This is a genomic window from Paenibacillus terreus, assembly GCF_042138595.1.
GTDB lineage: Bacteria > Bacillota > Bacilli > Paenibacillales > Paenibacillaceae > Paenibacillus > Paenibacillus terreus.
The window spans coordinates 108,416-121,173 of record NZ_JBHIRX010000003.1 but is presented as its reverse complement, the minus strand read 5'-3'; the positions used below and the strand labels follow the sequence as shown (position 1 = coordinate 121,173).

15 protein-coding genes are annotated in these 12,758 nt (G+C 49.6%); 13 read left to right on the top strand and 2 right to left on the bottom strand.

Features of this window, described 5'->3' with window-relative positions; all coding sequences use genetic code 11:
* Position 1 precedes the first annotated feature (1 nt).
* Positions 2-724: a response regulator transcription factor gene (locus ACE5KN_RS07495; protein WP_375525917.1), complete on the top strand. Its 723-nt coding sequence runs from the start codon at positions 2-4 to the stop codon at positions 722-724.
* Positions 725-799: 75 nt separating this feature from the next.
* Positions 800-1,228 (top strand): hypothetical protein, encoded by a 429-nt coding sequence (locus ACE5KN_RS07490; RefSeq protein WP_375525918.1) that lies wholly within the window; start codon positions 800-802, stop codon positions 1,226-1,228.
* A gap of 205 nt (positions 1,229-1,433) precedes the next feature.
* Here the strand turns inward: ACE5KN_RS07490 and ACE5KN_RS07485 are convergent, their stop codons facing one another.
* Positions 1,434-2,561, bottom strand: a complete 1,128-nt coding sequence (locus ACE5KN_RS07485) for a DUF4179 domain-containing protein (protein ID WP_375533061.1) — start codon at positions 2,559-2,561, stop codon at positions 1,434-1,436.
* Positions 2,548-3,081: an RNA polymerase sigma factor gene (locus tag ACE5KN_RS07480; protein ID WP_375525920.1), complete on the bottom strand. Its 534-nt coding sequence runs from the start codon at positions 3,079-3,081 to the stop codon at positions 2,548-2,550. Before ACE5KN_RS07480 ends, ACE5KN_RS07485 begins: the two co-directional genes overlap by 14 nt.
* 307 nt (positions 3,082-3,388) lie before the next feature.
* Here ACE5KN_RS07480 and ACE5KN_RS07475 point away from each other — a divergent pair, with 307 nt between their 5' ends.
* The 11 genes from ACE5KN_RS07475 (at position 3,389) to ACE5KN_RS07425 (ending at position 12,754) form a co-directional block, all read left to right on the top strand.
* Positions 3,389-5,350 (top strand): ATP-dependent helicase ComFA, encoded by a 1,962-nt coding sequence (locus tag ACE5KN_RS07475; protein WP_375525921.1) that lies wholly within the window; start codon positions 3,389-3,391, stop codon positions 5,348-5,350.
* Positions 5,351-5,447: 97 nt separating this feature from the next.
* On the top strand, positions 5,448-6,323 hold the full coding sequence (locus tag ACE5KN_RS07470; RefSeq protein ID WP_375525922.1) for a ComFC family protein: 876 nt from the start codon (positions 5,448-5,450) through the stop codon (positions 6,321-6,323).
* Positions 6,324-6,543: 220 nt separating this feature from the next.
* Positions 6,544-6,954 carry a TIGR03826 family flagellar region protein gene (locus tag ACE5KN_RS07465; RefSeq protein WP_355321271.1) on the top strand — a complete coding sequence of 137 codons (411 nt, stop codon included), beginning with the start codon at positions 6,544-6,546 and terminating at the stop codon, positions 6,952-6,954.
* Between the two features lie 138 nt (positions 6,955-7,092).
* Positions 7,093-7,380 (top strand): flagellar biosynthesis anti-sigma factor FlgM, encoded by a 288-nt coding sequence (gene flgM, locus ACE5KN_RS07460; RefSeq protein ID WP_375525923.1) that lies wholly within the window; start codon positions 7,093-7,095, stop codon positions 7,378-7,380.
* The gene (locus ACE5KN_RS07455) at positions 7,377-7,877 is read left to right on the top strand and encodes a flagellar protein FlgN (protein ID WP_375525924.1); all 501 of its coding nucleotides are present in this window, start codon (positions 7,377-7,379) and stop codon (positions 7,875-7,877) included. Before flgM ends, ACE5KN_RS07455 begins: the two co-directional genes overlap by 4 nt.
* 19 nt (positions 7,878-7,896) lie before the next feature.
* Entirely contained in the window at positions 7,897-9,474 is a 1,578-nt protein-coding gene (flgK, locus tag ACE5KN_RS07450) for a flagellar hook-associated protein FlgK (RefSeq protein WP_375525925.1), read from the top strand.
* 13 nt (positions 9,475-9,487) lie between these two features.
* On the top strand, positions 9,488-10,381 hold the full coding sequence (flgL, locus tag ACE5KN_RS07445; RefSeq protein ID WP_375525926.1) for a flagellar hook-associated protein FlgL: 894 nt from the start codon (positions 9,488-9,490) through the stop codon (positions 10,379-10,381).
* 12 nt (positions 10,382-10,393) lie between these two features.
* Complete coding sequence (locus tag ACE5KN_RS07440) at positions 10,394-10,966, top strand: DUF6470 family protein (RefSeq protein ID WP_375525927.1); 573 nt, start codon at positions 10,394-10,396, stop codon at positions 10,964-10,966.
* 96 nt (positions 10,967-11,062) lie between these two features.
* A complete protein-coding gene (gene fliW / locus ACE5KN_RS07435; protein ID WP_375525928.1) occupies positions 11,063-11,503 on the top strand; it encodes a flagellar assembly protein FliW in 441 nt (146 codons plus the stop codon).
* Positions 11,504-11,740 carry a carbon storage regulator CsrA gene (gene csrA, locus ACE5KN_RS07430; protein WP_375525929.1) on the top strand — a complete coding sequence of 79 codons (237 nt, stop codon included), beginning with the start codon at positions 11,504-11,506 and terminating at the stop codon, positions 11,738-11,740.
* Between the two features lie 165 nt (positions 11,741-11,905).
* Positions 11,906-12,754 (top strand): flagellin N-terminal helical domain-containing protein, encoded by an 849-nt coding sequence (locus ACE5KN_RS07425; RefSeq protein WP_375525930.1) that lies wholly within the window; start codon positions 11,906-11,908, stop codon positions 12,752-12,754.
* The last annotated feature ends 4 nt before the right edge of the window (positions 12,755-12,758 follow it).

Here is a 12,758-nt window from a genome sequence, read left to right as displayed (position 1 = left end):
GATGGAAAATCATGACAACGGAGCTGCAGCAATCAAGGTCCTCCTGGCTGATGATCATCAGCTGTTTCGAGAGGGACTAAAACGTATTTTGAATATGGAAGAGGATATAGAGGTAATCGGGGAATGCGGTGACGGCATTCAGGTGCTCGAATTTTGCAATGAGGAGAAACCGGACATCGTGCTCATGGATATTAACATGCCTGTCGAGAACGGTGTAGAGGCTACCGAGAAGCTGCGCGAGATGTTCCCGGAAGTGAAAGTGATCATTCTGTCGATTCATGATGATGAAAGCTATGTTTTTGAGACGCTGCGCAAAGGAGCCAATGGTTACCTGCTGAAGGATATGGAGGCGGAATCTCTGATCAATGCGATCCGTTCCGTCCATGAAGGCTATGCGTTTATTCATCCGAAGGTGACCGGCAAGCTGATTCAGCAGCTGCGGCGCATGACCTATCTGAATGAGACTGGTGCCATGGCTGAAGGACATTCCGCTGAAGCGGGTGTGAAATTTGTGGCTGGCGAGAACAATCCGTTGACACGCCGCGAAGCTGAAGTGCTTCGTCTGATGGCGGAGGGCAAGAGCAACAAGATGATCGGCGAATATCTCTTTATCAGTGAGAAAACAGTGAAAAACCACGTCAGCAGCATTTTGCAAAAGATGGAGGTAGACGATCGCACCCAGGCGGTAATCAACTCCATCAAGTACGGCTGGGTTACCCTGTAACCGGCAAGGCTGCTGAGGCTGTCACTCCTACCCTCGTACCGGCATATATTGGCGCTATGAGGAGGTGGGGCTTCCATGGCAATTCAACTGGCATGGATTTTGCTTGTGTACGGTCTGGCGGCCGCCGTGGTTCGTTTGCTTTATATACGGCATGCGGCCGAATTGCAGACAGGGCATCGGAAGTGCCCTGATAAACGGCGCATTCATTATATCCTGATTACTTCCAACCATGAGCTGTGGGTGGAATGGGTAGTCAGAGTACTGGCGGCATATTCCTATTTGCTGAACCGATCCCTGCACATATCGGTCATAGATGATCAGTCTGAGGACCACACGGTGGGTATTTTGGAACGGCTCGGCCGAACGGGCGGATTTGAACTGGCCGTAATCTCAGGCCCATTAACTACGGGATCTCCTGCGATTGAGTCACAGGCTGGAGAAGCTCAGGCGGTGCTCGATCTGAGAACGATGAAGCCTACCGACAAGATTCCGCTTGTCCGCTGAATCGTAGGGGCTTTCGATATGATTTTAAAAGTTATAGATGAATGCAGTGACTGAGTGGAGCACACTTTTTGCCAATCGGCATGAGGGGGTGCTTTTTTGCTATAAAGCGTTGCTCCAGAAATGGGGTTCCGCAGAGGATGGAACATATAAAGAAAAGGCCCCGGAGGCTCCGGAACCTTTAAACCTGGTAGTTGTGAATGGCAGTCTATTTGGAGGGGATGTCGACTTTTATGCTCATTCCGTCTATAAATTGGCTGTCTTTAATTGTAGTATAAGGGAACGCATCATGATCATCTGTGGTGAAGAGCTTGAATATCAGATACGCTGGACGCTGCTGAGCTGAAGCAAAGCTGTACTGCGAATCAGTCTTGTTGCCTTTTTCATTGTTTTCCAGCATTCCTTCCCCGTTCAACCCTTGCAGCAGATTTCCTTTGTCATCATAAACGGCCACCCGATGGTTCATAAGAGCAGAAGCTTCGTCATCGCTAAGCTTGGTTTTTCCAAGTGCGCTTAATGAATATTTTACGTTGGTTGTGATCGGAGTGACATCTACCTCAGAGAGGGTGAATGACAGGCTGTCATTGGTTAATGTCTGTTTGGGATTCAGGTGTACAATATCTTTTTCGGATTTTGTGAGTGGGACATCCAGTTTAAATTCATGGTCAATGCCTTCCAGCATAACGGTAAGCTCTCCTTTAACGGAATCCGGCAGGCTGGAAACGGAAGCAGAATCGAGCGGCTGCTCCAGAATCAGTGTGTTCGGATGCTCTTCCCCTCCTCCAAAGTAAAAGCCGCTCTCGCCGACCACTTTGCCGTTGATTTTCAGGTTAAAATTATGGACGGCATTCTTCAGTTCAATATCTTCGCCTCCACTACTAAGAATACCGTCTTTAAGATAAGGGGAAGACACCTGAAGAGTAAATAAAGCTCGTTCCCTATCAAAGACCGTTTCTGTGACATTCAGCCGGATATCCTGATAAGAAACCGTACTGTCAGCCGTGGAGTACATGCCGCTGTCCACAGCCCGCTGAATCCCGAATTCCTGCCCGACACTATCAAATATAGTGCCAATCAGAGGAATGCTTCTGATGGACTGTGCCATCACCGGGGAAACAAAACCGGAAGCGAAAACGGCGATGCCAAGGACTGCGGCCGCCGTGGCGGCAATCGTCGTACGATGCTTCCATGTCCGGAGCGGACGATTGGCTGGTTTGGCGGGTGAATCAGCTATAGAAGCGTATACTTCATTCAGCCGGGTCCGAACGAGTGGAGACATAGTCGCATCAGACTCCTTATATGTTTTTAATTGTTTTTCCAGATCAAAGTGGTTCATAATTAACCCTTCCTTTCTTAATTGGCTGCAGCTCCTGAAGCAAGGAATTTCTTGCACGGTACAGGCGAGTCTTCACGGCGCCTTCGGATAAATCGAGCATATCGGCAATCTGCTTGAGCGGCAGGTCCTGAAAATAATGCAGGACGATCACAATTCGCTGCTGCGGTTCCAGCCGGTCGACAGCTTCCCTTAGCTCCACCTGTTCATAGGATTGGGAGGAAGCGCCGGCATCAGGGAAGTCGGCAACAGCTACGCTGCGCTTCCGCTTCGATAGTAGGGTATTGCATTCATTAATCAAAATCCGGAAGATCCAGGTTTTGAAATAAGCAGGCTCTCGCAGTGTTGAAATGGATTTATAGGCTTTCAAAATGGTCTCCTGCAGCGCATCGGCAACGTCTTCCTCTTTTTTGACGATAGAGCGGGCCGTATTATACAGCGCCTGCTCGATGCTTTGAATGACTTTGATAAAGGCATCTCGGTCACCCTGCTGCGTGGCAGTAATTTCCTTTTCTGTGATCACTCGTTTTCACCACCTTTACGGTTAAGCTGTGTTTGTATTGATTTACAGTAATTAGACAGAGCAAGGGAATGAAAGGTCACAGGAATTAATAAAGCTATAGTATCAACTGAGTTTTCAGGGGAAATGTGCTGGAATTGGGAAGCAGAACAAGTGTATAATAAAAATAATTCAGTTGTTAAAAAACTTAGCTGCTTAATGATTCATATTATAAACCTTAATTTAGCTGAAATGCGTGAAGCACACGCCGATGCCTGCGGGCCGGCGTGTGCTTTTTTTGTGCGTTAAAAATGTGGAAAGGGGCGGGAGCATGAAGGTGGCTGTCTATGTGCTGCGTGGCTGCAAAGGCTGGGAGATGCACCTATCTCTGGATCTGGGGGTAGATCGCATGTGGAGAGAAGCCAGGCAGAGGGAAGGAGGATCTGACGAAGGGGCGAAGATGATTCTGCTGGGTACAGCCTATCCGCTTCCGTGGGCGTTTAAGCTGTGCGAGGGCTTTCGCAGCCTGCCGGTGATGGATTCTTGGTCACTGCGTGGGTGGGAAAGGTATGCTGCTGCCCGGCTGCAAGAGGAGCTTGCGGCAGAGCGGTCTTCCGGCTGCGAGCCCGTGCTGGAAAGAGCAAGTCTGTTGGAGCGGGCAGATGGCCGAAATGACGGACCAGGCTTCGATGGGAAGGGGGAAAGCGGAAACGGAGAGCCGGTCCGCGAGGAACTGCAGCGAGGGGCGGACGAGCTTGCCGGGCTGCTGGCCGGCCGGAAGCTGCTCGTACCCGAGCTGGAGGCGCTGCTGGCGGAGGCAGCGCCAGCGTTAAGCGCAAGCTGGCGCGCCGCCGCGCAGCTTGCGCACCTCCAGGGCCGGCTCGGCTTTGCCGCCGGCCTGTCTGCGCCGCGCCCGCGGAGCGCGCGGCGGCAAGAGCTGCGCTGCCTGCGCTGCGGCAGCGCAGCCAGTGCCCGCACGGCTTGCGCCTCGTGCGGGCTGGCGGGCTGCGCCTACTGCGAGGCCTGCCTCGCGCTGGGGCGCAGCCGTGCCTGTTCGCTGCTGCTGCATGGAGCAGCAGCGGCAGGGCCGGCCTTGCGCAGCCAGGCCGGCGGTGTACCCGCCCCCACCATCGAGAGGTGGGGGCTCAGCCCGGCGCAGCGGGCCGCCGCGGAGGCGGCGCTGCGCTTTCTGGCCGCGCCGGCTGCGGGCGCGGCCACCGGCTCTGCTGCGCCCGCGTGGCTGCAGCGGCTGCACCGCATCGGCAGGCCGCCGGGAGAAGCGGCGGGCTCCGGGCATTGCCATCATGCCAACCGCCGCTTCCTGCTCTGGGCCGTAACGGGCGCGGGCAAGACAGAAATGATCTTCCCATTGCTGGACGATGTAATCCGCCGGGGAGGGAGCGCGCTGGTGGCATCACCGCGCCGGGATGTCGTACTGGAGCTTGCGCCCCGGCTGTCCAAAGCTTTTCCCGAAGTTGACATGGCTCTCTTGTACGGAGGCAGCCCGGAACGCTGGAAAAAAGGACGGCTGACACTGGCCACGACGCATCAATTGTTAAGGTTCCATCAGGCCTTTGACCTCGTTATCATCGATGAACTCGATGCGTTTCCCTATCACAATGATCCCATGCTCGCATATGCGGCGGAGCGAGCTTGTCTCCCGGAGGGGAAATTCATCTATTTGTCGGCAACACCGCCTCCCGCGCTGCAGCGGGAAGCGAGAGAAGGCAAGCTGGCACATGCGAGGGTACCGGTGCGTTTTCACCGTCACCCGCTGCCCGTTCCGCTCAGACTCGCGGGGGCATCCGTAAGCCGCTGCCTGCAGCAGCGGAGGCTCCCTTCTTCTCTGCTTTCCAGACTTCATGAATCCCTTGATCGAGGCGCGCAGGTGTTTTTGTTTGTGACACGCATTTCACAGATTGATCCGCTGGTAAAGCTGCTGACCGGCTGCTTCCCGCAGTTCAGGGTAGCAGGCACCTCTTCCCAGGATCCTGACCGGAGCGCCAAAGTCAGCAGCTTTCGGAACACGGAGATCCGGCTGCTGGTCACTACGACGATATTGGAGCGGGGAGTCACAGTTCCAAGGAGTGATGTTTACATCATGGATGCCAATGACTCATTGTTCGATGAGGCTTCGCTGGTACAGATGGCTGGCAGGGCAGGGCGGTCCAAGGATGATCCCAAAGGGAGGGTTGTTTTTGTCTCACCTGAATGGACCAAAGGGCAAAAACAGGCGATCGCTCATATCCGTACCATGAATAGGCTGGCATCAAAACTTGGTTACTTAAGGTGATTCTTAGGTGAGCCTATGCTGTTGCTTTTCTCTGTCCCTTCATCAGTAGTGCCTCGAAGAGGCACGGATGTCTGTAATGTTCAAAGGAGGTATGAAAATGACTTTGTCTTTGACGTCCCTTGCCCGTCAGCTACAGGATCTGCTCAAGCCCCCGGTTGAACACTGTCTCACCTGCGGGGGCCGGGCTGTATTGAACACCGGGCTCCCCGGCATATGCAGCCGATGCGCACAGCGTATTCCATGGATCGGCAGAATCCGCTGCACCTGCTGCGGCCGCCCGGTCGGCTGTCCGGATTGTTCCCGGTTTGACCGGGCGACCAGGGCATTTGTCTGCAACCGCAGTGCTGTTGCCTATACCGCCGAGATGAAAGAATGGATTTCATGGTACAAATATAGGGGAGCTGAAGGCTATGAGCCCTTGCTGGCTGCCATGCTAGGGAGGGCTTATAATGCCATGCAGTCAGAGCTTACGCTCCGAATACGGACATCCCACCCTGCAGCCGCAGGCTCCTTTGGCGTCTTCAACAGAATGCGGAATGAGCACAAGCAAGAGCGATGGCAGACCGATCTGATTACCTGTGTGCCTGTAAGCGAAGCAAGACTGGCTGAGCGCGGTTTTAATCAGGCGGAGAGACTGGCTGTGCTCCTGGCCGCGGGCAGTCATGTTCCCTTTTATCCACTGCTTGTCAGGAACCGGGATACCGGAAAACAGAGCTTTAAATCCCGCAGCGAGCGAAATGAATCCATGAAGTCCGCGTTCTCCGCCTTTCCCGGTATTCGGGTACGGATGCTAGAAGTGATGGAGCGTCGCAAGGTTACCCTGACAGCAAACAAGGCGCTGCGCGTGCTGCTGGTTGATGATATTTACACCACAGGGAGCACGCTGGAGGCGTGCAGCCGTGTGCTGCGCAGCGAAGCCGGGGCCATTGGGATGAACATCGAAGTCTATGGTCTTACCTGGGCAAGATCCTGATACAGCCCAGCCTATGAGCTTACCAGGAAAAGGGCCAATTACGGAGATTAAAATTGCTGCAGCGGATTGCCGATATATTTACCTAAGGGAAGAAAAATGCACGTTCACGCAAAAATGCGCTGAGAACGGTAAAGCCCCACTAGACGAATCACCCGTAAATCATGTACTCTAGAAGTACTAGAGTTGCGTGTGTCGGAAATGAGAGGAGCAATGGAGCAGGATGAACATTGACAACTGTCCTCGCTGTGGCAAGCTGTATGTGATTAATATCCGGGAATTATGCCAAAATTGTATTAAAGATATTGAGAGAGAATATGAAATATGTGTGCAGTACCTGCGGGAAAACAAGGGTGCCAACATTCAGGAGCTGTCTGCGGCCACGGAAGTGAGCATCAAGCAAATCACCAAGTTTATTCGTGAAGGACGCATTTCCATTGCAAATGCGCCGAATATGATGTATCCGTGCGAGGTGTGCGGAACTCTGATTCGTGACGGTCACATGTGCGATTCCTGCAGAACGCGACTTACGAAGGAATTGTCTGAGGCAGCACGCAACGAAAACGAACGGGACCATGGTAACAACATGGGCTCGTCTACCTATAGCGCTATCGACAAGAAGCGAACTTTCTAGTACAGTGGTATTAAAAACTTTTCATGCTATTCAAAATGATTTATAAACCGCCGATAATCTTAAATAGAGCTTATCGGTTTTTTCATTTTTCTCGATAAATTAGTATTTTGAAACACTAGGAAGGTGGAGGTTAAGGTTATGAAAATTAACGAGCCCAACCGCATCGGCGCCATTAATCCATATCAACGCAATATTGAATCCAATATTCAGGAAAGCCAGAAGAAAAACTCGCGCAAGGATGAGGTAAGCTTTTCTGCAGAGGCCATGGAAATGCTGCAGCGCAGCAGCAACACGGACCGCGCGAAGCGAATCCAGGAATTGAAGCAGCAGGTCGCTTCCGGAACATATAATGTGGATTCCCGAAAGCTGGCCGACAAATTGTTGCCTTATTTTAGCTCATCCAACCAGACGGGGGACAACAAGTGAGTCTACAGCTCGTTATTGCAGCCATGGAGCAGTTAATCGAACTGCACGAAGAGCTGATATCCGTTGGTCACAACAAGAAACAGGCCATCATAGACAATGACATCAGCGCCCTTTCCCGAACATTGGCGCAGGAAACCAGACTTCTTAAAAAGGTGTCTGAGGCTGAAGAGCGGAGAATCGAGGGTCTGAACGGATTTCTTCGTGAGAAGGGGATTCGCTCTCAATTGAAGCTTAACATCACGGAGATGACCCGTCTCGTTTTTGATCCGGAAGAGAAGCAAAGATTAATTAGCGTTCAAGAACGGCTATCTAAAGTGCTCCACACACTTAAGGAGCTGAATTCCGTGAATAAGGAACTGGTTGAGCAGTCCCTGGCATTTATCGATTATTCATTGAATTTATTAGTAGAAAAGCCGGAGGATAACATGCTGTATCAGCACCCGGTTAAGCAGCGAAATGATTCCCCCAGTCGGAGTTTTTTCGATACGAGGGCATAGAAGGCGAGGAGTATAACAAATGCGTTCCACATTTCATAATTTGGAGATCGGCAAAAGAGGTGTAATCGCCCAACAGACTGCCATTAGTACGACTGGCCAGAACATTACAAACGCGAATACAGAGGGCTATTCCAGACAGGTCGCCCGCTTGACGGCCTCGCTCCCGATTGAATATCCGGGCATGAATAGATCAATGAATCCCAACCAGTTGGGGACGGGTGTGGAAGTAGAAAGTATCCGGCGTATTCGCGATTTCCTTACCGACATCGAATACAGAAACCAGAATTCTTCGATGAAGACCTGGGAAGCGAAACAGGAAACGTTAGGGAATATTGAAGGTATCATAAATGAACCCTCCGAGAACAGCATAGCCAAAACGGTCTCTGAATTTTGGACTTCCTGGCAGGAACTAAGTAAAAATCCGAGCAGCACGGATTTGTCCTCAAGAACTGTCGTGCAGCAAAAAGCGATTGCTCTTACCGAGACCTTTAACCATATTGCCTCACAGTTGAATACCCTAAGTACCAGCCTTACTGCACGCGTGGATTCTCAAATTTCCGAAGCGAATAACTATATTGATCAGATTGCCGAACTTACTCAGTCTATCAAGCGAATTGAAGCATTTGGGGATAACGCCAATGACCTGCGAGATAAGAGGGACTTGCTGGTGGACCAGCTTTCCGGTCTTGGAAATGTACAGGTGTCGGAGGCAAATGATATTTACTCGCTGACCTTTGGCGGGGTACAGGTTGTCAATGACATGCAATCTGCTGATTTTACGATCGCAAATGCAGGCGGTCTGACCCAGGGCTCCATTTTGGGCAATATACAGGCCCGGGATGTTCACGTCGCGGAATATACCAATCAGCTAAACATTATGGCGAACACCTTGGCGACGGGCAAGATTGAGGTAACGCTTCCTAAAGGTTCTATTTTGCCTCCAGGAGTGACGATCCCCAATGCGGTTATGGATGCTACGAATCCACGCATGCTCGCCCAGGATACGAAATACGAAGTGAATGGCTTGAACGGATTGCATAAGCTGGGCTACACGCTTTCTGATCCGGCCACGGCTGGACAGGACTTTTTCGTAACATCTGACGGCAGTGCCACGATTACGGCGGCAAATATACGTGTGAACAGTGCTATTGTGAATGATGCATCCAATATTGCGGCTTCCATGCGTACTGAAATCAAAACCAACGCCGACGGTACAACCTCCGAGAAGGTTTTGCAGGGTAACGGAGATCTCGCGCTCTTGATTGCGGGGCTGGCGGAAGGGAAATTCAGCTTCAATCCAACAGGAGTGGCCAACGGCGCAATTACGAATACTGCTACATTTGGCGGGTATTTGCAGTCTGTTGTAGCTCAGTTGGGTACGGACGCCGCACATGCCAACAACATGGTGGAAAATGGAACATTATTGGTGAACCATGCCGATAATTTGCGCAAGGCTGTAAGCAGTGTATCCCTGGACGAAGAAATGGCGGATTTGATTAAATTCCAGCAGGCCTACAGCGCTTCGGCACGCGTCATAACCACAGTCGACGAAATGCTGGATAAGCTGATCAACGGCACAGGCGTTGTCGGCAGATAGGAGATGAACTGATATGCGGATTACTCAATCGATGATGAGCACTTCTATGATGCATAACCTGCAGAATAACTATAGACGAATGGACAAGTACCAAGAACAGCTGATGACCAATAGACAACTGAACCGTCCTTCAGATAATCCTATTGGTGTAGCGGATGCTTTGAATTACCGTCAAGAGGTATCTTTCACGACACAATTCACAGGCAACGTGGATGATGCATATTCCTGGATGGAATTCACAGATAGTGTACTTACCGAAACATCCTCTATTGTTCAGCGTCTGTCCGAATTGGCTGTTCAAGGAGGAACCGACACGGTTCCTGAGGATGCCCGCGAGAATATTGCACAGGAAGTTGGCCAGTTATACAATCAGTTGGTCTCGCTTGGTAACTCTCAATTCAAAGGTAAATATATTTTTAATGGTGAGCGTGTAAACGAGAAGCCGTACCCGGCCGATCCGGCTAATACAGACTATCAGCTTGATGACGGTGAGGTAGAGTATCAAATCGGTGCGGGGATTTATGTTCCTGTAAATCTGATCGGTGATAAGGTGTTCGGTGTATCAGGTGACCCTAACGGCTTGTATGCCGTAGTTGATAGTTTGAAAAATGCCTTGGAAAGCGATGATACTGCAGGTATTCAAGCTACTATCGGGCAACTCCAGAACTCTTTGCAAAATATCACAACCGTTCAAGCGGAGGCGGGAGGAAAGCAGAACCGCCTTGACTTCACGATGAGCAGATTGGAAGATTTGCAAATTAACTATACTGATCTCCAGTCTAAAGTCGAGGATACGGATATGGCCAAGGCGATTTCTGAGTTAAAAACATCCGAGAGTATATATCAATCTTCTCTTGATACAATAGCACGGATCATTCGGCCGACTTTGCTGGATTTCCTGAAATAAGGAGAAGGTCTAATGAACTTTCCCCGGATACAAATTCATCAAGGATATAGCAAGATCGGATTGGAGACGGTCAAGGCAGAGCTCAGTATTGAGCAACCAAGGGCTGAATTGAATATGAAGCAGCAATTGGGGGAAATGGAAATTCGTCGTACCCCAGGGAGTTTGGCTATAGATCAGAGCAGAGCTTGGTCTGCTCTTGGTCTTGGTGCTTCCCAGGAGATGATGGATCGGATTGCTCAAAGCGCCAAGGACTCAGGTATGCAGGCCATAGCTGAAATTGCTCAGGCTGGGGACCGAATGATGGCTACTCATAAAGGGGGAGATCCCTTCGCAGAGCTTGCGTATCAGCGCTTTATGCGGGATCGGCCTATCAATATCCTGGGAGAAGCCAGTTATGATAACGTAGATATCACATATACCTCGGGTACAACTGAGATCGATTATAGGCCGCGTGATGTCAGCTTTGATCCACGCTACAATATGCCGGTCATAGAATACACACCTGGCAGCGTTAATGCTTATATAGCGCAGAAAAATTTTATAAATTTTACGGTAACAGGATCAAATCTGGATACAGCTGTATAGAAGATTGGCTACAATAGCTATAATGAACATCGTTTCATATAGCTATTTTTTTACGACTGAAAAAACAGGAAAAATAAAAAATCAGGAGGCTGGGTAATGTTCATTCAAACATCAAGATTTGGAGAAATAGAAGTTCAAGAAAAGGATATGATTACTTTTGTGAGCCCAGTTCTTGGATTTGCAAACTTGAAGAAATACGTAATAATTAATGCACTGGAAAATAGTCTTTTTCAGTATATGCAATCTTTGGAGGATAAGGATTTAACATTTGTATTGGCTGATCCCTTTCAATGGTTCCCTGATTATGAATTTGAGTTGGAACGCCGTTGGCTTCAGAAGCTTAAGCTCAAAAGCAAGAAAGATGTGGACATCTGGGCAATAACAACTCTCAGATCATCTTCGGATATTAGCATAAATTTAAAGGCACCTATAGTAATAAATACCAAATCGAACGAGGCTGCACAAATTATTCTGGAAGGCTTGGACTACCCTACCCGTTACTCTTTAATTGATAACCGCCAGGAGGAGATGAGGTAAATGCTGATACTATCAAGAAACAAGGGGCAAAAGATTATGATCAGCGATGAAATTGTAATCTCTATCATTGACGTCGTTGGCGATCAGGTGCGTATCGGAATCGACGCTCCTCCACATATCAGTATTTATAGAGAGGAAATTTTCAAAGCAATTCAGGAACAAAACAAGTCAGCAGTTGACTTGAACGAGGATATGGCGGAAATTTTAAGGCAGCTTCCGACTGAGAAAAAGAAATAATATTATTGAGAGAAAAATGTGGAAAAGCTATAAACAATAACTCCTCTTTACCGATATAAATATTATGGGACGCAGTCAAAGCTTGACGGCCGCAAGCTGGGCGCACCAAATTATGGGTGAAGCAAGGATGCTAATCACCAACATATTCCAGGGAGGAATTTTACGATGCGTATTAACCACAATATCTCTTCTTACAATGCACAACGCCAACTGACAATCAACAACTCTGCACAAAGCAAATCTTTAGAAAAATTGTCTTCTGGTTACAGAATCAACCGTGCTGCTGACGATGCTGCAGGTCTCGCCATTTCCGAAAAAATGCGTAACCAAATCCGTGGTCTGGAGCAAGCCAACAAGAACTCTCTTGACGGCATCTCCCTGATCCAAACGGCTGAAGGTGCATTGAACGAAACTCATGCAATGCTGCAACGTATGGCTGAGCTGTATGTACAAGGCGCAAATGAAGTACTGACAACTAACGATGCTGCGAAAATCGATACCGAAGTTCAACAATTGTCTAACCAAATTAACAGCATCGCAACTCAAACACAATTCAATACAAAGAAGCTGCTTGATGGATCTGTTACTGCGCCGGTAGTATTCCAAGTAGGTGCTAATGCTGGTGAAACGATCTCCTTGAGCTTGAATGCTGCTCTTGCAACTTCTCTGAGCGTAGACTTTGGTGGCGCTACAGGGCTGCAAGCTTTGTCTGGAGCGGCAGCTTCCCTGAACTTGACATCTGCATCCAACTTGTCAATTGTACAAGCTGCAATTAATACAGTTTCCGGCATTCGCTCTAACCTCGGTGCTGTTCAGAACCGTCTGGAGCACACAATTAATAACCTGGGAACAACTGCTGAGAATCTGCAAGCGGCTGAATCCCGTATCCGTGACGTTGACATGGCTAAAGAAATGTCCGAATTTACGAAGAACGGCATTCTGCAGCAAGCGGCTCAGGCTATGCTTGCTCAAGCAAACCAGCAACCTCAAGGCGTTCTGCAACTGCTTCGTTAATGAG

Bases quoted from the DNA above. Each gene is read 5' to 3' on its own strand.
- ACE5KN_RS07495 (WP_375525917.1), top strand. From the start codon at position 2: ATGGAAAATCATGACAACGGAGCTGCAGCAATCAAGGTCCTCCTGGCT.
- ACE5KN_RS07490 (WP_375525918.1), top strand. From the start codon at position 800: ATGGCAATTCAACTGGCATGGATTTTGCTTGTGTACGGTCTGGCGGCC.
- ACE5KN_RS07485 (WP_375533061.1), bottom strand. From the start codon at position 2,561: ATGAACCACTTTGATCTGGAAAAACAATTAAAAACATATAAGGAGTCT.
- ACE5KN_RS07475 (WP_375525921.1), top strand. From the start codon at position 3,389: ATGAAGGTGGCTGTCTATGTGCTGCGTGGCTGCAAAGGCTGGGAGATG.
- ACE5KN_RS07470 (WP_375525922.1), top strand. From the start codon at position 5,448: ATGACTTTGTCTTTGACGTCCCTTGCCCGTCAGCTACAGGATCTGCTC.
- ACE5KN_RS07465 (WP_355321271.1), top strand. From the start codon at position 6,544: ATGAACATTGACAACTGTCCTCGCTGTGGCAAGCTGTATGTGATTAAT.
- flgM (WP_375525923.1), top strand. From the start codon at position 7,093: ATGAAAATTAACGAGCCCAACCGCATCGGCGCCATTAATCCATATCAA.
- flgK (WP_375525925.1), top strand. From the start codon at position 7,897: ATGCGTTCCACATTTCATAATTTGGAGATCGGCAAAAGAGGTGTAATC.
- flgL (WP_375525926.1), top strand. From the start codon at position 9,488: ATGCGGATTACTCAATCGATGATGAGCACTTCTATGATGCATAACCTG.
- ACE5KN_RS07440 (WP_375525927.1), top strand. From the start codon at position 10,394: ATGAACTTTCCCCGGATACAAATTCATCAAGGATATAGCAAGATCGGA.
- fliW (WP_375525928.1), top strand. From the start codon at position 11,063: ATGTTCATTCAAACATCAAGATTTGGAGAAATAGAAGTTCAAGAAAAG.
- csrA (WP_375525929.1), top strand. From the start codon at position 11,504: ATGCTGATACTATCAAGAAACAAGGGGCAAAAGATTATGATCAGCGAT.
- ACE5KN_RS07425 (WP_375525930.1), top strand. From the start codon at position 11,906: ATGCGTATTAACCACAATATCTCTTCTTACAATGCACAACGCCAACTG.